Here is a 19,415-nt window from a genome sequence, read left to right on the forward strand (position 1 = left end):
TGAAACACCGGCATTAAAAAACCGCTAAAGGGCGGTTTTTTAATATCATCAGTCAGATTCAGTGCCCTTAACCAGTGCTCAGTATCAATTGCTCTCAACTTTTGCTGACACTAGCATTGGCCTTTAATGCTTTATTGTCATTTTTAGCAATCAAGCTAGATTTTACTTAGCATTATTTTCGCTAATATTTTTGTTTTTACTGTCGGTTCTGGGGGATGAAAAGTCAAAATAGGCGAGTACTTGTTGCAGCTTGTCATTAAATTTAGCCGTAAACTCAAAGAGAGAATTTTTTTGAGTAAACTTACTGGGTACTAAGTTTGCAAAATCAGTGACTTTAATCCCTAGCGAGGGTTGTTGAGATGTTTGATTAGTTGACTGCATAGCGATTTGATTGTATTGATTGAATACCTCGCTGGTAATACTAGGGTAAGCGTAGTTATTTACATGGGGATTTGTTGGTGATTTTACCTCGCTAACAACTTTGTTTATTATTAAAACAACTTTAGCTTGGTCTTTCACTTTGGGTTCTGCTTGAGTTGCTGAGCAGTATAAGCCAAATAAGCCAATCATAAGCAGTATAGCGCCACTTAAGTTAAGTTTCCTTGGTTCTGTCTTTTTAGTTATTCTCATTAAGTTGTTACCCCGTATCCTTCCTTGGTGTAACGATTGTACCATTGTGTTACAAATTAATATAGATAGGGCTTGTGTTTATGCGCAAAAATATGCTGAGTTGTATGTTTTATCAGGCCAATAACATGATTTAGTCTATAATTGGCCTGATTTACTCATAGAGCCATTAGTTCGGTAAATTAGTTCAGTAAACTTTGGCTCTATACCGACGGCGATCTTGACGAAATTACACCGGATTAGCTTTTTTTAGCCATAAAAATAGGCCGGTGCTAATAAATACCATGATTTATCAGCACCGGCCTTTACTTAGCACCAAGCTTTAGGTGGCTGCAGCTATAGCCTTATTTGGCTTGAGCTTTAAATAACAGTCTATTGTTATGTAATAAAGGTTCAGTATAACCGTTAGGCTGTTTGTGGCCTTGCAGCACTAATGCTAGTGCCGTTTGAAAAGCTATGCTGTTATCAAAGTCATTCGACATAGCGTGATATTGACTATCACCTTGGTTTTGTTGATCAACAATGGTGGCCATTTTTTTCAAGCTGGCTAGCACTTGTTCTGGTGTGCAAATGTTATGTTGTAACCAATTAGCCATATGCTGACTTGATATTCTTAAAGTGGCGCGATCTTCCATTAAGCCAACATTATTAATGTCAGGCACTTTTGAACAACCAACGCCTTGATCAATCCAGCGCACAACATAGCCTAAAATTCCTTGTGAATTGTTGTCTAACTCATCTGAAATCTCTTGTGCTGACCAATGAGTATTTTCTGCTAAAGGTATGGTTAAAATATCATCAACGTTTGCCGGTACACGGTTTTTCAGTTGCTGCTGCAATTGCAATACATTCACTTTATGGTAATGCAAAGCGTGCAAGGTTGCTGCGGTTGGCGAGGGTACCCATGCGGTATTTGCGCCCGCTTTAACATGATTAATTTTTGTGGCTAACATATTGGCCATTTGATCAGGTATTGGCCACATGCCTTTGCCTATTTGTGCTTTACCACTAAAACCACAAGCTAAGCCAACATCAACATTATTATCTTCATAAGCAGAAATCCATTTAGTTAACTTGATATCTGCTTTTCTGGCCATAACACCGGCAGCCATTGAGGTATGAATTTCATCTCCGGTTCGGTCAAGAAAGCCAGTATTGATAAATACCACGCGCTCTTTGGCCTGATAAATACAGGCTTTTAAGTTAACACTGGTGCGGCGTTCTTCATCCATAATACCCATTTTTACCGTATGACGAGGTAGCGTTAACAGGTCTTCAACTCGGTCAAATAATTCATTGGCAAAAGCCACTTCTTCAGGACCATGCATTTTAGGCTTAACAATATAAACTGAACCTGTGTCACTGTTGCTTAAGGTATTTTTTTGATTAACGTCGTATGTGGATATTAATGAGGTAATAACAGCATCCATGATGCCCTCAGGTACTTCATTGTTGTGCTGGTCAATAATGGCATTGTTGGTCATCAAGTGGCCAACGTTACGGACAAACATTAAGCTGCGAGCTTTTAGTTTACCTTGTGTCCCATCAAGCTTTTGAAAAGATTTATCAGGATGCATCAAACGGGTTTGTTGTTTACCTGATTTTTCAAAAGTTTCAGATAAAGTGCCTTGATTTAAACCAAGCCAATTTTTATAGGCAATCACTTTGTCTTCTGCGTCAACCGCGGCAACCGAATCTTCACAATCCATGATAGTGGTTAATGCTGACTCCATTGAAATATCACTAACACCCGCCGTATCGCTTTTTGCAATCGTGCTATTTTGATCAAATTCAATAATAAAGTGTAAATCGTGGTGTTTAAAAACCAACTCATTGGGCGACGTTTGTTCACCGGTAAAACCAATAAATAATTCAGGCTCAGCTAAACAGGTGCTTTCATCATTACTGAGTGTAACAACAAGCGCATGGTTAATTATTTGATAACTTTTAACCTCCGTGTGAGAGCCATTAAGCAAAGGAATAGTTTGGTCTAAAAAGTCGCGAGCAAAGGCGACAACTTTAGCCCCACGTGCAGGGTTGTAAGCTTTTGTTTTTTCAGCGCCATCTGCTTCAGAGATCACATCTGAGCCATATAAGGCGTCGTATAAGCTCCCCCAGCGAGCATTGACCGCATTTAAGGCAAAGCGAGCATTCATTACCGGCACAACCAGTTGTGGTCCTGCGATAGTGGCTAATTCAGCATCGACATTTTTTGTTGATATGGTGAAATCAGCCACTGGAGGAACGAGGTAGCCAATAGCGGTTAAAAAGCTTTTATATGCTTTAAAATTAAATTTTTCAGCTTGATGTGCATGATGATAAGCCGTTATTTGCTCTTGCAATGACGTACGTTTTAACAATAGAGCTTTATTTTTTGGTGCTAAATCGACGATGAGTTGTGCAAAGCCAGACCAAAATGTATTCACAGCGATAGTTGTGCCGGGAAGAACTTGCAGGTTAACAAAATTATATAATTCTTCTGCTACCTGTAAATTTGCGATGGAAATTCTTTTTGTCATAGGGCACCTATTTTTAAAGTTGAAGAAAATTTTACGTATTACGAAAAACCAATACCTGCAATGTAGAAATATTGTCTACCTGATGCAATAGCTGCAATTTCACGATAGCGCTTGTTTGGGCTGACTTACTGTTACTTCTACGTGGAATATAAATCTAACTTGTTATTAACTATGAAAAAAAAATTATTTATTTTTAAACTTTAGACTTTTATTCATGTCATTGTTTATTATTATCTTTGGTATTCATAATGCGAATGTGTACAAGTAAAAAACGATGACTACCTTTTGATAAAACCTAGTCCATACCTGGATATAAATGATGCTCTTATGCCATTTTAATATAGATGACTAAGTCTTTAATCGCTATTGCTCAACTAAATACAGTGCCAATGAAGCTAGATTAGCCCAGCTAGAAAGGTGATCATAAATGGACTGATGAGAGCCGTTATGACCGCGGAAACAATCAAGGCCAATGAACTATAGGCCGCATGTTCGTAACTAATATTACTCACGATTGCGGTACCAATAGCATGGCTTGCCGCGCCAATAGCTAAACCTTGCGCCTTGGGTGATTTTACTTTAATAAACTTCAACCATGGTGGTCCGACTAAGGCGCCAAAAAAACCTGCGAGAATAATAGCAAAAGCGGTAATGGCGGTATTGCCGTCTAATTGACCCGCAATGGCGATAGCAATGGGTGTGGTGACCGATTTCAATGACAATGCAACTGCAATGGTGTAATCCCCTATGAGTAGCATAGTGATAATAAAGCTGGTGCTGATAGCAATAAATGCACCAATGAAGAGTACCAAAATAATACTTTTCCACTGCTTAGTAATAGTTTCTAAGTGCTGATAGAGCGGGAAACCTAGCGCAACAACCGCCGGTTCGAGTAACGCATTGAGTAGCCAAGAATTTGAGAAGTAACTTTCAAAACTTATATCTTGCCAGAGTAAAATAGCAATGGTCACTAAAATACTTACCAACATTGGCTGTAACCAAATGGCATTTAATTTACGTTGCAACACGGCGATCAGTTGAAACAATGTAATGGTGCCTGCGACAACAACGAATGAGGAAAGGATATGGGCGCTTAATAGCTCAGTTAATATCATGAGTTCTATTCTTCATCGACAGCATAGCGCTGATAATGTAACCCAACAATGGTAAGCAATATAAAGGTAGTAGCAAAGGTAATAGCGATGATAGTAAGACCAAATTGTTTAATTAATTCAAAGTGGTTAATAATGCCAACACCAGCGGGCACAAAGCATACGCCCATGTGCTTTAAGCACCAAATAACAGTGCTTTTAATATGAGCAGCATTAAAGAGGCGAAAATGTAATGTTAGCGTAAAAATAATCAATCCGTATAAACTACTAGGTAATACAGGCACAAAATATGCACATAGCTTGCCCAGCGCAACACAACTAAATATGGCAAAAATGCTATATAACGCATTGAATGTTTTTTTCTTAAATGCTATCACACTCGCTACAACCTTCTTGTATTACAAACCTTCATTTGCGGCTTCTATGACCAACTGTCTAAACCAGATGTGGCTTGCATCATGATGTAAAAGTGGGCTCCAAATCATTTTTAGCTCAATGTCAGGAATATCAAATGGTGGCTTAAGAATAGTGTAATTTGAATCGTTTTTATGAATTAATGCCGCCCGCGAAGGTAGTGTTGCTACTAGATCACCTTCAAATGCTAGCTGCATAGCAACATGATAATTTCGGGTAAATACCTTAATGTCACGCTGTTTACCTAAGCGTGCTAAAGCCTCATCAACCCAACCAAGTTTTTGCACATCTTTTGGATCCATACCAACGCCAACACCAAAGCCAGTTTTAGATACCCAAACATGCTTAGCGCTAAGGTAGGTATTGAGGTTAAATTTTTCAACAACTGGGTTATCAGCACTTAATAAGCAGGCGAATGAATCTCGCCAAATGGTTTTTTGATGAAAAGATTGCGGTAATTCGTCAAAACGATTGATGGCCATATCAATTTTACCTGCTTCAACGTCATGAAAGTTGACATCACTGGGTGTCATAATATCAATGGTAACATTTGGTGCTATTTGATTAATGCGCTTCAATAATTTTGGTAACAAAGTTGAGGCGGCATAATCACTTGCCATTAGGCGAAAAACCCGTTGACTACTTTTCTCGTTAAACTCTTCTTCACCTTGCAGTGCTTCTTCGAGTTCCATTAAAATTTTACGAATAGCGGGTGCTAAAGCTCTAGCGCGTTCGGTCGGTACCATACCATCCGACGTTCTCACTAAAATAGGATCGTTGAAAAGCGTGCGCAACCTTTTTAAACCATTACTCATGGCGGGCTGGGTGATATTTAACTGACCAGCAGCGCGGGTAACATTTTTCTCTCTGAGTAAGACATCAAGATAAATTAACAGATTTAAGTCAATTTTTGAGATATTCATAAAATTAATAATCTAGAACATAAACATAATCTAGATATATGTCATGGCTTATAATGATAATCAAGTAAATTTAACGGAAATATAAATTATTTTCATCGATATAATCCCGTTTTATGAATACATAATTTTTTTTAGTGGTTGAATTTATTAAGTTATATCGATTTATTGTTTAGAGTTAATACACCATTATTTAGCTGGTGAATGGTAGGGATGTGTATTATATATTTCATTTATTTATGATTGTTGGTTTAGTATTTATGTTGTCTGGTGTGACAGCTTACATAAGCAGTTACATGATCAAACATATAAATACTGTCAGTAAAAATTTTGGAGAAAGTCATATGTCTAATTATCAAAGTGCAATCGAAGCAGTTCAAGCAATTAAAGAAAAAGCTGGCAGTTCATGGAATGCCATTAATCCTGAGTCTGTCGCTCGTATGCGAGCGCAGAACAAATTTAAAACGGGTTTAGACATTGCTCAGTATACTGCAAACATTATGCGTGCTGATATGGAAGCTTACGACGCTGATAGTTCTAAGTACACCCAATCTTTAGGTTGTTGGCATGGTTTTATTGGCCAACAAAAAATGATTTCTATCAAGAAACATTTTGCCGGTCAAACAGACCGTCGTTACTTATATCTTTCGGGTTGGATGGTTGCTGCACTACGCAGTGAATTTGGTCCTCTTCCTGATCAATCTATGCACGAAAAAACCTCAGTAGCTGCTTTAGTTGCCGAACTTTACACCTTTTTACGTCAAGCTGATGCCCGTGAATTAGGCGGTCTTTTCCGTGACCTAGACGCAGCAAGCGAAGGCGATAAAGCGGCTATACAAGACCAAATTGATAACCACGTAACACATGTTGTGCCAATTATTGCTGATATCGATGCCGGTTTTGGTAACGCTGAAGCGACTTACATCATGGCTAAGCAAATGATCGAAGCCGGTGCATGTGCACTTCAAATTGAAAACCAAGTGGCCGATGAAAAGCAATGTGGACACCAAGACGGTAAAGTGACGGTTCCTCATGCAGATTTTCATTCTAAGATCCGTGCATTACGTCATGCTTTCCTTGAGTTAGGTATCGATAACGGTATTATCGTTTCACGTACAGACTCTGAAGGTGCTGGCCTGACTAAAGAAATCGCCGTAGTTAAAGAAGTTGGCGATCAAGGCGACATATATAACTCTTTCCTAGACGTTGAAGAAATTGACGTAAGTGATATGGCTGAAGGGGATGTATGTTTCAACCGTAACGGTAAGCTAGTTCGTCCTAAGCGCTTGCCTTCTGGTTTATACCAGTTTCGTCAAGGTACCGGTGAAGAGCGTTGTGTATTTGACAGCATCGAAGCGATTAAAGCGGGCGCTGACTTACTTTGGATTGAAACAGCAACACCCAACGTTGCTGACATCACGGCAATGATGAACGAAGTACGTAAAGAAATTCCAAATGCTAAGCTGGTTTACAACAACAGCCCATCATTTAACTGGACACTAAACTTCCGTCAGCAAGCCTTTGACGCCATGGTAGCTGCAGGTGAAGACGTGTCTAACTATGTTCGTGCTGATTTAATGAATGTTGATTATGATACGACTGAGTTAGCGATGGCTGCCGATGACAAAATCCGTAGTTTCCAAGCGGAGACTTCACGTGAAGCGGGTATTTTCCATCACTTAATTACACTACCTACTTACCATACCGCGGCGTTATCTACCGATAACCTTGCGAAAGAATACTTTGGTGATGCAGGTATGCTGGGTTATGTTGAAGGTGTACAGCGTAAAGAAATTCGTCAAGGTATCGCCTGTGTTAAACATCAAAACATGTCAGGTTCTGATATGGGTGATGATCACAAAGAGTACTTCGCGGGTGAAAACGCGCTTAAAGCTGGTGGTGCTAATAACACTTCTAACCAGTTTTAATTGCAGACTAGCATAATAGTTGGCTGGTAAAAGCACAGCCAACTGCAGTTAAAACAACACTGCCTTTAAGCAGTCATGCCAACAAGAGAAGCACATTTAGCTTGAAAGTTGGCAAGAAAACCAAAATCCGATGAATAGCTTTCATCGGATTTTTTTATGTTCATTTTTTAGGTTCATTTTTAGGTAGTAAAGGTTTTTAAGCATTTAAAAGCTAAGCTAGTTGTAACAGTGATGAAATTATTACCAGCCGCCTCAACCCCACAAAATTTATCTGTTCACGGATATGATTAACCTTTAAGTGCCGCTATTTATCTTGGAATTTATGGTTGAGTTATTAGCTAAGATGACTATTTAAAACGATACGACCAAGGAGGGTAATTGTAATTAACGTGATGTTTTTTAATGTGAAAAAAAACCATTAGTATAAATTAAATAATAATGTATGGGCAAAATACTCGTACTGTTTTACTGGTAAGAGCTTAAATTATTTTATAAAACCGCACTGTCAAACTGCAGATAAATTAAACCTTATTATCGATTTCTATTCATTATTAGCTAAAGGTCCGATATTTTTCGTAGGTAAATGTAAATTGGTAACATAATTTTACATTTAAGTTAAGTGTTATATGGACTTACCTGTCAACACCAAGTTTTATTTGCTGTAAAAAGCTGCTAATTTATTTTAGTTAAATAGTATTTTAATGAAAAAACACAAATAACTATAAAAGCACAAAAAGGAAGGAAACATGAAAGTCTTAAATAATCGTAAACACGCACTCGCCTTAAGCATTACCGCCGCATTATTTGTTTCACAAAGTTATATTGCCGTTGCGGCAGAAAAAGACAGCGTAGAAAGAATACAAGTTACCGGTTCTCACATTCAGAGAACGGACATGGAAGGACCCTCTCCATTAACATCACTCAGTGCAGAAGATATTGCCAATAGTGGCGTTACTGATCTTATTGGCCTTTTTACTAAATTACCGATGGCAGGACAAGGTACTTTTTCAACGCAAGGAAATAGCAGTGACAATACCAGCAATGGTGGTTCAAGTGTTTCATTACGTGGTTTGGGTGCTGACTCTACATTAATATTAGTGAACGGCAGACGCGTGTCGGTGTCACCATTTGCTAATAATATTGATACTGCCTTTGTTGATATCAATAATATTCCATTAGCGGCTATTAAGCGCGTTGATATTCTAAAAGATGGTGCGTCAGCCACTTATGGCTCTGATGCTGTCGCCGGCGTTATTAACATTATCTTAAGAGACGATGTTGAGGGTGCCGAAATTTCAGCCAAACTCGGTGACACCGCTGATGGCGGTGGTAAAGAAAAAAACCTTAGTATTGTTTGGGGCAGCTCAACAGAAAAAAGCAGCCACACTTTTGCTTTAGATTACTTTGACCGCGAAGAAATCCTTTATGCTGACCGAGATTATTCAAAATCAGCTAATCAAGAGGCATTAAGACCTAACGACCCATTTGCTACCGACTTTAGAAGTTCATCAGGGTTCCCAGGCACAATTGCATTAGCAGATGCGCCAGGTAAGCGGGTAGCTGATGTTTGGGGGAATGATACCTGTCCAACTGCAGATATTACCCAAGATAGCGATCAGGATGGGAACCTAACCGGTTATAACCTTTGTCGTTATGATTACGCGTCAGTAATGACTTCAGTTCCTGCTACTGAACGTGCTAGCTTTATTTATTTAGGTAAATACGAAATTAATGACAATTTACGTGGCTTTGCAGAATTAAACGGTCAACATTCAAAAACCACTATTCGTGGTGCCGGTAGCCCAAGTTTTAACGAGTTATTTATGGCGGGAGATAACGTTAATCACCCCTTTGCCGACTTACCTGAACATGAATTTTATCAGCAAGATTTAACCATGCGTCGACGTATGCTCGATATTGGCAACCGTGAAAAACGCGTTACTTCTAATTATTATCGCTCGATTATTGGTCTACAAGGCGAGATTAAAGATTGGAGCTGGGAAGTTGCTTATAACTACATTAAAAGTGAGTCGACTGAGCGTGGCGTAAATGGTTTCCCTAATTCTCGTCGTACGCAAGAAGCGATTGACAGTGCTTTATGGAACCCGTTTGAACCCTCAAGTAACAGTCAGGAATCATTAGACTTTATTGAAACTACTACCACACGTATTGGTAAATCAACCAGTAAGTCATTTGATGGTAAAATCAGTGGTTCATTAATGGAAATGGCACACGGCGATCTTGGTTTAGCGGTAGGTGTTGAATACAGAGAAGAGAGCATTAGTGATAACCCCGATGATCAATTCTTGCGTGGTGAAGTTTTTGGTACGGAAGCAACCCAAGCTAACGGTTCTCGTGACAACACCTCTATTTTTGCTGAGTTAGCTATTCCAGTACTTGATAACTTAGAAGTACAGGTGGCGGTACGTCATGAAGATTACAGCGATTTTGGTACCACTACCGATCCAAAAGTAGCCTTTATTTGGCAAACAACTGATTCATTATCACTACGTGGTTCATACGGTACAGCGTTTAGAGCACCGTCATTACATCAAATTGGTTTAGGTAATACAGATGAGTCGCCTAACTTAGTTGATACTGTGCGTTGTGCTGCTGTTGGCAATGTTAACAAAGCCTGTGAGCCGCAAGAATATACCGCAGTACTATCAGGTAATGCTGATTTAGGTCCTGAAGAGTCTAAAAGCTATAACTTAGGTTTAATTTATGAAATCGCTGAAAATATGGATTTTTCAGTAGATTATTATGATTATGATATCGAAAATGTTATCACTAAAGACACGCAGTTTAAATTTAGTACTTTGGGTAACGATCCCTCTGTAGTTGAACGTTTACCGTCAAGTGTTGCTGGCGATCCGGGTGAAGTAGTGCGTATTTTTGATCAATATGAAAATATTGGCAATATCACCACATCAGGCTTAGATGTCGAAGCTAATTACGGCTTAGAAACAGATATGGGTGATTTCAGATTTACCTATGCGCTAAATTACGTTTTATCTTATGAAGATGCTCGTCCGAATGCTGATGGTTCTATGCGCATTGATACTCAAGAAGGTGACTTTGAACAACCTGAAGTACGTTGGTCATTTAACACGGCTTGGGTACAAGGTGACTGGAATGCAAGTATGGCGGTTAACTATGTTGGCGAATTTAAACAAGATGCTGCAGTAGCTACTGAAGGAATGAATGATATAGATTCATTGACAACGGTTGACACCACAGTGAATTATATCGGCATTAAAGATACCACCTTAAGTATTGGTGCCACCAACTTGTTTAATGAAGAGCCTCCGTTTTCTTATCATGACTTTATGGGCTTCGTCAGTGGCACACACAATAGCCAAGGACGTTTTGTCTATGTTAAAGCAAGCTACAAATTTTAAATAATACTGAGTATGTAACCCTATAGAAAAGTATTTAACATGGTTAAAAAGCTCTTACTCAGGTAAGAGCTTTTTTTTGATGCAATTTTTAGGCTCTGTTTTACAAGATTGTTGCTAGGCTATAGAGTCACTTGTTTAAAGGATTACAGGAAAAATGAGTCTGTTAGCCAAAATTTATTTTACAGGTGATCATGTAGCGCGGAGTGAGTTTCTTGTAGATCGCACTTTAGTCTGACAACCGTTAAACGGGCCATTAATGTAACGTTGAGCAATTTTTGTAGGTCAGACTTTAGTCTGACAACCAGTAAGCAGGCCATTTAGGTAACGTTGAGCAATTTTTTGTAGGTCAGACTTTAATCTGACAACCTGTAAGCAGGCCATTAATGTAACGTTGAGCAATTTTTTGTAAGTCAGAGTTTAGTCTGACAACCGTTAAGCGGGCCATTAATGTAACGTTGAGCAATTTTTTGTAGGTCAGACTTTAGTCTGACAACCGTTTAGCGAGCCATTAATGTAACGTTGAGCGATTCTTTTGTAGGTCAGACTTTAGTCTGACAACCGTTAAGCGAGCCATTAATGTAACGTTGAGCAATTTTTTGTAGGTCAGACTTTAGTCTGACAACCGTTAAGCGGGCCATTAATGTAACGTTGAGCAATTTTTTGTAGGTCAGACTTTAGTCTGACAACCGGTAAGCAGGCCATTCAGGTAACGTTGAGCAATTTTTTTTAGGTCAGACTTTAGGGCTATGTTGTAGTTTAGTGTGGGTTATTGGCTGGAAAATTGGAGTAGGCGGATTGCTGGCAATGCCGTTCAAAATTTATCATAAATATAAAAATGATGAGAATAGAGTGGCTATTCTCATCAAAAAAATATCTCTATTGATTAGAATAAAAGAATTATTAGAACAATTCCTTTATTCTAATCAAAAATAACGCTATTGTGATTAGAATGCAAAAGGTAACTAATATGAGCTTAAAATATAACTGGCAACATCCTAATTGGCCAAAATTTACATTTCAATCTGATGGTATTAACAAGATCATAAGTGAATATACTAAAATTTCTTCTAATCTTCAGGGGCAAGTTTCCCAACTTAATCAAAATAATAAATCTGAAGCCTATATATACTTAATGGTTGAAGAAGCAATTAATACCAGTGAAATTGAGGGTGAAAACTTAAATCGTGAAGAAGTGCGCTCATCTCTTGCTCGTTATTTAGATCTAGAATTATCTCAACCTAAAGGTATCTTCCATAAAGAAAATGGCATTGCTTCATTGCTTATTGATGTTCGCAACAATTTTACCAATAATTTATCTAAAGAAATTGTTTGTAGTTGGCATAAACTACTTTTAACAGGACAAGAGGATTATTGCGCTAGAAAAAATATTAAAGTAGGCGATTATCGTAATGGACCAGTAGATATTGTTACTGGTAATGGTGATTATGAAGAAGTGGTTTTCGAAGGACCTCCAGGTGAAACAGTTGAAATTGAAATGGCCGCTTTTATTGATTGGTACAATGAAACATCTCCACTTAATGATAATGGCACATTCCTTCCAGGCCCTGTTCGCTCTGCAATTTCTCATATGTGGTTTACCTCAATACATCCTTTTGGTGATGGCAATGGACGTATAGCTCGTGCCATATCAGAACATGCACTATTTCAGGATTTTGAAATACCACCTTTATTTAGTATATCTACACCAATTAATGAAAATAGAGATGAATATTACAAAATGCTTGCCGAAAGTTCTCGTATTAACCCATCTGTAGATCTAACCAACTGGGTAAAATGGTTTTCTGAAACAACAAAAAATGCCCAAGTTGATGCTAAAAACAAAATTGATTTCATCTTAAAGAAATCTATCTTCTGGGATCATCACAAAGATACAATCTTAAATAAACGTCAGCAAAAAATCACGAGTAAGTTCTTTGATTTTGGCGAGAAAGGTTTGATTGAAAGTGGGATAAGCCCTGATAAATACCAGTCTATAACTAACTGTTCGTCAGCTACAGCTACGCGTGATTTAAAAGATCTTGTTCAAAAAGGTATATTAACTCCATCTCAATCTGGTGGACGTAGCTTGCGTTACCATATAAACCTTATTGAAGAAAAGCCTGTATTTAATATCTTTTGGAAAGGCAACGATAAAAAGTTAATAGAGGTCAGTATCAGGAAATTATCAGAGGATATTCAGAGAAACATTAATTTTCATCAGTCTCCAAATAAGCAATTAAATAAACTTATTGATAAGTATAAAGTTTTTTCTGATGATAACCCTGAGCATCTAGAGAAATTAAATGAGCTATTATCACAACTTGATAATAGTGGATTTACACCATAAATTGATTGAGGTCGCATGTTGCGACCCCAACTAATGTACACACTTTTGTAAACACAAAAAAAACAGTAACACCTATAAGGTTAAGTATTTTCTGAAATTGAATTAATTATTTTTTTAGCTGAGCACTATCTTGAATTGCTATGTTGTAGTTTAAAATTTAGATCATAAAGCCTCTTTTATCCACGTTTGATCTGAATACTCACCGTTATCTTCCATAAATCTAAACCAACTTAAATAATTCTCAACGTAGTCTGTTCCAATGCCATTAAACCTTTTCAACCAACCTTTCCAGCGTTTCATGTAATTATTCAAGGTTTGAATATGGTATACACCATCGATAACTCGTTGATTATCAAGTCCTATCAATCGCTTATGGTCAACATCTAGTTCCTTCGCAATACCTTTGTATGATAATTACCATCCATACAAAGCACTGAACCTGATGATAATAGCGGCTTTAATTGGGCTTGAATATTTTCTTTTGTATTGCGTTCTAAAACCTTGTGCGATACAGCGCCCCTACGATCAAGCGCAATAAAGATAGGGACTTGTTTGATTCGTCCACCACCACGTTTGCGTGATTTACGGTCAATAACTCTCTTACCTTTAAAAGATTCCGGTAAGAATGTTTCATCGGCTTCAATAACGCCTGTAAGTTCTGATGGATTGAAGCTAGCAGGGGCTTTGATAAACATATGTCGCCAGCAAAATGACGTTCTAAGCGTTATGTCTAAGGCTTTAGCTGATTTACTCAGGGATACTCCTTCCCACATTAGTTTCGTGTACTCAATCCATTTCTCCGATTTTTTCATGCGATAAAGAGGTGAATCAGCAAGTGCATTAAAAGTTTTGTTGCATGATTTACATTTAAACCGTTGAATTCCTTGCCTTGTCATCCCCCAACGATTTAATTGATGAGAATTACAATGAAGATAGTGAGATATTGTTTCTTCATGATCGCAATAGCTTGACCTACCTGATGGCTAGCTATATTTGATTCGACTTCATGGCGAAGTTTTTTAAGCTGGGAGTAGTTTAAATTTGTAACGTGATGTAGTATCTTTTGAAACTGCTTGGAAGCCATGTTGCACCTACCATTATTAGGTTTTAGTACGTTAAGTATAGTTTACCCACACCGAAAGACGACATAGCCGACTTTAGCCTGATCAGGTATTAGTCACTAAATTTAGTTTAAATTTTTCGCCTTTCTTCATTAAGTGGCGTTCCTTGATTTTTAATCATCTGTCGAAAAGCGCCAGGAGTTATGCCATAGCGGCGTTTAAAGTGTCGGTATAAATGGCTTAAATTACTAAAGCCTGTAGCGAATGCTATTGCTGTTATATCGGTGTCTGAGCTGGCAAGTAATTTAGCCACAGCATCGCAGCGCACCTTGAGGAGATATTCAATGACACTGAATCCTGTGTGCTGACGAAATTGACGAGCAAAATGACTTCTCGATATGTTAACTTGATTTGCCACCATTTCCAGCGTGATATCCATGGCATAGTTGTCATGAATCCAATTCTGAGCTTTAGTCATTCGCAGCGATGATTGCGCACTTGTATTCTGTTCATAACCGGCACTGCTCATATGAATAAGTAATAACCGCAAGTATAAATTTTCTTTTAAACTGGCATGCAGTAGCGAGCTGGAATCAGGAGATGCTTCGATTTCATTAGCAATTTTTTGCATTTCCTCAGTACTATCATCGCTGTTAACTTGGTTATTGTTTATTAAAAAGCCACCTTCAGATAGCGTATTTAAAAACAGCCGGTTAGTAGGATTTGACAAAGTATCAAATGACGGTGGACTAATGCAGACAAAGAGTAACTTGGTAGCGTTCTGCTTATCAATAGCAATAGTATGTAGATATGTAGCGGGGATAAAAATAGAGTGTCCAGCTGAAAAGTGATGCACTTCGTCATTAATGCTGATGTTTACACTGCCTTGTAAGCAGACAACAAACTCATGCAGGTTATGGTGGTGTTGCTTAATATCATGCTGTAATACAACACTGGAAGTCCAAAGCATGAAAATAGTCCGATAGTATAGTTATAGGGTTCAATCCTATGCGACAGCAAGTAATAAAGATACTAAAATAACACAGGCTTGCATTATTGTGCCCTAAGTCATGCCCTAAGTTGTGGCCATAAAAAATGGCTTGCCAAGGTAAATGCTAACTCTGGCAAGTGAGTGGCAATCGAATGGCAAAAGCTTAGTTGATATTTTATCTTACTGGAGAAAACTATGGTTGTTGTACATCACTTAAATAATTCTCGGTCTCAACGGGTGCTTTGGGCTTTGGAAGAACTCGGCGTACCTTATGAAGTAAAACAATATCAACGTGATCTCAAGACTAATTTAGCGCCTGTCAGCCTTAAAAAAATACATCCTTTGGGTAAATCTCCAGTAATTACCGATGGTGACATTACTGTGGCAGAATCGGGAGCGATTATTGAATATATTGCTCAAACTTATGGTGAGGATAATTTCATTCCTGAGACCAAAACTGAAGCGCATCGCCAGTATCTATACTGGTTACATTTTGCTGAAGGTACTATGATGCAGCAATTACTGTTGAAACTCATTTTAGAAAAGGCAGTGCAAAGATCTAAGCCATTTTTTGTTAAATACATAGCTAAAGCCATTATGAAAAAAGTCATGGCGGGCTATGTTGGGCCCAATATCACGGCTAATTTAGCGTTAATTGAAAGCCATTTAACTGATAATGAATGGTTTGCTGGCGATCAGCTATCAGGCGCTGACATTCAAATGAGTTTTCCTTTAGAAGCATGGGCGGCAGGGAAGACAGTTGACCAAGATTATCCAAAAATTATTGCCTACGTTAAACGTTTTCAGGCTCGAGCAGGGTATCAAAAAGCCTTAAAATCGGGTGGCACCTACGATTATGCCTAGTTTTGATCGTTTAATAAAAAGCCATTAATAAAAAGTGTTAAATTTAGCGCTATAAAACGGCGTTGTCAGTGTGATGTTAATCGCTGGTTTTGTTAGGCTCTAGAGTTCGATTAAAATGTTGAATATCGAAAAATATAAGATGTAATGTTAACGGTGCTTTGGTTGGCCTAGCGGTTTTTTTCGAGAGAGCAGTGCCCTGAAAACATCGTTTTATTAAGCTCTGTGAGTGCCAAGCACGTTTAGATAAATAATTAGCCACTTTCATAAGTGGCGTACTTAATAAATTGATGAGTTGTTAATATTTCAACTCAATTTTGGAAGAGAAAGCTATGATTGTATTCAAGTTAAATGGGAAAAAGGTTTCCTCTGCTGCTGATGTAAACACACCATTATTATGGATTATCCGTGATGAATTTGGTTTTAAAGGCACAAAGTTTGGTTGTGGTATTGGTCTGTGTGGTGCTTGTACCGTACATATTGACGGTGCGCCAGTTAGAACATGCTCTTTTCCATTAATAGCCGCAGAAAATAAAAATATCACCACGATTGAAGGTTTAGAAAACAAACATCCATTACAACAAACATGGATTGATGAACAGGTGCCGCAATGTGGCTACTGCCAGTCGGGACAAATTATGCAAGCCGCTACTTTATTAGCCAGTAATTCGTCACCGAGTGACCAAGAAATTGTTGATCATATGAGTGGAAATTTATGTCGCTGTATGGCTTATGTACGGATTAAAAGTGCGATTAAAAATGCAGCAGGTGTGATGCCATCCGATGTACAAACTTTTGATCCTAGCTCTTCAACGCAACAATCATAAAGGCGTATGGCAATGAAAAATATTAAAGATGCAAAAAATGATGTCAGCTTATCTCGACGTCGATTTTTAGTAGGTTCGGTCAGTGGTTCACTATTAATGGCTTTTGCCCCCTTAGTTGGCGCAGTAGGCTTAGGTGATAGTCCTCAAGAAACACTGAAAAATAAATTATTTTCCCCAACGGTTTGGTTTGAAATCAACCCATTAGGTGAAGTGAACATTAATATTGCTAAGGCAGAAATGGGCCAACATATTGGCACTGCACTAGCACGTGTTGTTGCTGATGAACTAGGAGCTGATTGGTCTAAAGTCTCCATCACGCATGTCGACACCGATCCTAAATGGGGTTATATGGTCACGGGTGGTTCATGGTCAGTTTTTCAAACATTTAAGCCCATGTCTCAAGCGGGTGCTGCAGGTCGTGTAGCCTTAATAGCAGCGGCAGCGAAAATCTTAAATTGCCCTGCAGAGCAATGTAGCGTAGAAAATGGCGCGGTACTTTATCAAGATCGCTCGATTAGTTTTGGTGACATTGTTGCCAAAGGCCATTTTAATCGTGCCTTTACACCAGAAGAGATTAGCGCCTTACCGTTAAAACCTGCAAGTAAAAGAAGCTTAGTAGGAAAACCGGCCTTAGCGCTTGATATTCCAGCTAAAACCAATGGCTCAGCCGTTTATGGTATTGATATAGAGTTGGCCGGTATGGTCTATGCTCGACCGATTATTCCACCGACCCGATATGGCAGTAAAGTCACGAATATTGACGACAGTGCCGCCCAGAAAATCAAAGGTTATTTGGGTTATTATCTCTTGCAAGACCCGAGTGACAACCTTCAGGGTTGGGTTAGTGTCGCGGCTGATAGTTATTATGGCGCCATTCAAGCGGCTGATGCCTTAAACGTTAGTTATCAAGTGGGTAAAACCGCTAAGGTTAGTGAGCAAGATATTCTCCAAGAAGGAGAGCGCTTAGTTGCCGATAAGAGCGAAGGCGGATTGTTTGTTGATGAGGGCGATTTCTCAGCGGCAAGCACTAAAGCTGATAAAGCGATTGATGCAGTTTATCGCACGCATACCGTTTTACACTTCGCTTTAGAGCCAGTTAACGCCACCGTAGAAGAAAAAGATGGTCTTTGGCATGTTTATACCGGTAATCAATGGCAGTCATTAACCTTGCCAGCCATTGCTAAAGCGCTGCAAGTAACTGATGACAAAGTTGTTATGCATCAGCAATATCTTGGTGGTGGTTTTGGTCGTCGTTTATTCGGCGATTATGCGATACCTGCGGTATTAACCGCTAAAGCAATTGGCAAGCCAGTAAAAATGGTATTTACTCGTGAAGATGACTCTCGATTCGATCAACCCAGATCGCCGTCTGTCGTCTCGTTTCGAGCGGTGTTTGATCAGGAAAATAAATTTACCGGTATGGAGCATGCACTGGCTGCCGGTTGGCCAACCTTAGCCATGGCACCAGGATTTATGCCTGAAAGCTTAGATAAAAAAACGCGTGTTGATATGTTTTCTACCAGTGGTGCCGATCACTGGTACAGCATGGACAATCATCGTGTGCGCGTGGTCAATAATAGCCTAGCACAAGAAACCATACTGCCTGGTTGGTTAAGATCTGTTGGGCAGGGTTGGATTGTTTGGGGATTAGAATCATTTATTGATGAAATTGCCCATCAAAGTAAAACTGATCCGATTGATTTTCGCTTATCCATGCTTGACGGTTTAGGTAAACAAGCCGGTAAAGCACCAGAAAGTGTCGGTGGTGCCAAGCGATTAGCGAATGTACTCAACATTCTTAAGCAAAAAACCAAAGAGGTTAAACTCGCTAAGAATGAAGGCATGGGTGTTGCGATAAGTTCGGGCCAAGAACGTACCATGCCGGCTTGGATGGCTTGTGCTGCTCAGGTTCATGTTGAGCCTAGCTCAGGAAAAATAACCGTTAAAAAGCTCACCATGATTGTTGATGCTGGTGTTATTGTTCACCCTGATGGTGCATTAGCGCAAGTTCAAGGCTCTATGCTTTGGGGAACAAGTTTAGCCTTACACGAACAAAGCCCGATAGAAAATGGTCAGGTGAGTAATCTCAACTTAAACACCTACTCACCATTACGTATGAGTGACGTACCTGAGCTCGATATTGAATTTGTTGAAAGCGATGAGTTTCCTGTTGGCTTGGGCGAACCAGGCGTAGTATCGATAGCACCGGCGATAGCCAATGCTATTTTTCAAATAACGGGTGTTAGAGTGCGAGATTTACCTATTACCGCCGCAGCAATCAAAAATGCTTAAGCAATAAAGGTTGTCACTTTTAAGTGAGTTATAGTGAGTAATAAAGACTATAGTTAACCCGTTTATTAAAGCCCTTAGTTGTCTTCATCGCGACTAAGGGCTTTTTATTTTCATC

The 19,415-nt window shown here is 38.9% G+C and carries 12 protein-coding genes and 1 pseudogene; 6 read left to right on the forward strand and 7 right to left on the reverse strand.

From position 1 onward, the window contains the following. Positions 1 to 162: 162 nt before the first annotated feature. From H4J59_RS12760 to H4J59_RS12780, 5 genes are all read right to left on the reverse strand, one after another. Positions 163 to 630 carry a hypothetical protein gene (locus H4J59_RS12760; protein WP_182239922.1) on the reverse strand — a complete coding sequence of 156 codons (468 nt, stop codon included), beginning with the start codon at positions 628 to 630 and terminating at the stop codon, positions 163 to 165. A gap of 341 nt (positions 631 to 971) precedes the next feature. Next, complete coding sequence (locus H4J59_RS12765) at positions 972 to 3,146, reverse strand: malate synthase G (protein WP_182239924.1); 2,175 nt, start codon at positions 3,144 to 3,146, stop codon at positions 972 to 974. A 395-nt stretch (positions 3,147 to 3,541) separates the two neighbouring features. Beyond that, positions 3,542 to 4,261, reverse strand: a complete 720-nt coding sequence (locus tag H4J59_RS12770) for an LrgB family protein (RefSeq protein ID WP_182239926.1) — start codon at positions 4,259 to 4,261, stop codon at positions 3,542 to 3,544. Positions 4,262 to 4,266: 5 nt separating this feature from the next. Then, entirely contained in the window at positions 4,267 to 4,635 is a 369-nt protein-coding gene (locus H4J59_RS12775; protein ID WP_310733190.1) for a CidA/LrgA family protein, read from the reverse strand. 21 nt (positions 4,636 to 4,656) lie between these two features. After that, the gene (locus H4J59_RS12780) at positions 4,657 to 5,595 is read right to left on the reverse strand and encodes a LysR family transcriptional regulator (RefSeq protein ID WP_182239928.1); all 939 of its coding nucleotides are present in this window, start codon (positions 5,593 to 5,595) and stop codon (positions 4,657 to 4,659) included. 341 nt (positions 5,596 to 5,936) lie between these two features. On the opposite strand from H4J59_RS12780, the gene H4J59_RS12785 reads away from it, so the two are divergent. The 3 genes from H4J59_RS12785 (at position 5,937) to H4J59_RS12795 (ending at position 13,268) form a co-directional block, all read left to right on the forward strand. Continuing rightward, a complete protein-coding gene (locus H4J59_RS12785) occupies positions 5,937 to 7,520 on the forward strand; it encodes an isocitrate lyase (RefSeq protein ID WP_182239930.1) in 1,584 nt (527 codons plus the stop codon). Between the two features lie 746 nt (positions 7,521 to 8,266). After that, on the forward strand, positions 8,267 to 10,921 hold the full coding sequence (locus H4J59_RS12790) for a TonB-dependent siderophore receptor (RefSeq protein WP_182239932.1): 2,655 nt from the start codon (positions 8,267 to 8,269) through the stop codon (positions 10,919 to 10,921). Positions 10,922 to 11,888: 967 nt separating this feature from the next. Then, complete coding sequence (locus tag H4J59_RS12795; protein ID WP_182239934.1) at positions 11,889 to 13,268, forward strand: Fic family protein; 1,380 nt, start codon at positions 11,889 to 11,891, stop codon at positions 13,266 to 13,268. Positions 13,269 to 13,430: 162 nt separating this feature from the next. Here the strand turns inward: H4J59_RS12795 and H4J59_RS19865 are convergent. Further along, positions 13,431 to 14,352, reverse strand: a pseudogene (locus H4J59_RS19865) (IS1595 family transposase). Positions 14,353 to 14,459: 107 nt separating this feature from the next. Beyond that, a complete protein-coding gene (locus H4J59_RS12805; RefSeq protein WP_182239938.1) occupies positions 14,460 to 15,299 on the reverse strand; it encodes an AraC family transcriptional regulator in 840 nt (279 codons plus the stop codon). 216 nt (positions 15,300 to 15,515) lie between these two features. Between H4J59_RS12805 and H4J59_RS12810 the strand changes: the two genes are divergently transcribed. From H4J59_RS12810 to H4J59_RS12820, 3 genes are all read left to right on the forward strand, one after another. Then, positions 15,516 to 16,184 carry a glutathione S-transferase family protein gene (locus H4J59_RS12810; RefSeq protein ID WP_182239940.1) on the forward strand — a complete coding sequence of 223 codons (669 nt, stop codon included), beginning with the start codon at positions 15,516 to 15,518 and terminating at the stop codon, positions 16,182 to 16,184. A 329-nt stretch (positions 16,185 to 16,513) separates the two neighbouring features. Next, positions 16,514 to 17,008: a (2Fe-2S)-binding protein gene (locus tag H4J59_RS12815; RefSeq protein ID WP_182239942.1), complete on the forward strand. Its 495-nt coding sequence runs from the start codon at positions 16,514 to 16,516 to the stop codon at positions 17,006 to 17,008. 6 nt (positions 17,009 to 17,014) lie between these two features. Next, positions 17,015 to 19,300 (forward strand): molybdopterin cofactor-binding domain-containing protein, encoded by a 2,286-nt coding sequence (locus tag H4J59_RS12820; protein ID WP_404852023.1) that lies wholly within the window; start codon positions 17,015 to 17,017, stop codon positions 19,298 to 19,300. The last annotated feature ends 115 nt before the right edge of the window (positions 19,301 to 19,415 follow it).

The sequence above is a fragment of the Colwellia sp. MB02u-10 genome (genome assembly GCF_014077185.1).
Taxonomy (GTDB): domain Bacteria; phylum Pseudomonadota; class Gammaproteobacteria; order Enterobacterales; family Alteromonadaceae; genus Cognaticolwellia.

Excerpts from the sequence above, each read along its gene's own strand:
- H4J59_RS12795 (WP_182239934.1), top strand. The coding sequence starts at position 11,889 with ATGAGCTTAAAATATAACTGGCAACATCCTAATTGGCCAAAATTTACA.
- H4J59_RS12765 (WP_182239924.1), bottom strand. The coding sequence starts at position 3,146 with ATGACAAAAAGAATTTCCATCGCAAATTTACAGGTAGCAGAAGAATTA.
- H4J59_RS12810 (WP_182239940.1), top strand. The coding sequence starts at position 15,516 with ATGGTTGTTGTACATCACTTAAATAATTCTCGGTCTCAACGGGTGCTT.
- H4J59_RS12790 (WP_182239932.1), top strand. The coding sequence starts at position 8,267 with ATGAAAGTCTTAAATAATCGTAAACACGCACTCGCCTTAAGCATTACC.
- H4J59_RS12780 (WP_182239928.1), bottom strand. The coding sequence starts at position 5,595 with ATGAATATCTCAAAAATTGACTTAAATCTGTTAATTTATCTTGATGTC.
- H4J59_RS12815 (WP_182239942.1), top strand. The coding sequence starts at position 16,514 with ATGATTGTATTCAAGTTAAATGGGAAAAAGGTTTCCTCTGCTGCTGAT.
- H4J59_RS12820 (WP_404852023.1), top strand. The coding sequence starts at position 17,015 with ATGGCAATGAAAAATATTAAAGATGCAAAAAATGATGTCAGCTTATCT.
- H4J59_RS12760 (WP_182239922.1), bottom strand. The coding sequence starts at position 630 with ATGAGAATAACTAAAAAGACAGAACCAAGGAAACTTAACTTAAGTGGC.
- H4J59_RS12805 (WP_182239938.1), bottom strand. The coding sequence starts at position 15,299 with ATGCTTTGGACTTCCAGTGTTGTATTACAGCATGATATTAAGCAACAC.
- H4J59_RS12770 (WP_182239926.1), bottom strand. The coding sequence starts at position 4,261 with ATGATATTAACTGAGCTATTAAGCGCCCATATCCTTTCCTCATTCGTT.
- H4J59_RS12785 (WP_182239930.1), top strand. The coding sequence starts at position 5,937 with ATGTCTAATTATCAAAGTGCAATCGAAGCAGTTCAAGCAATTAAAGAA.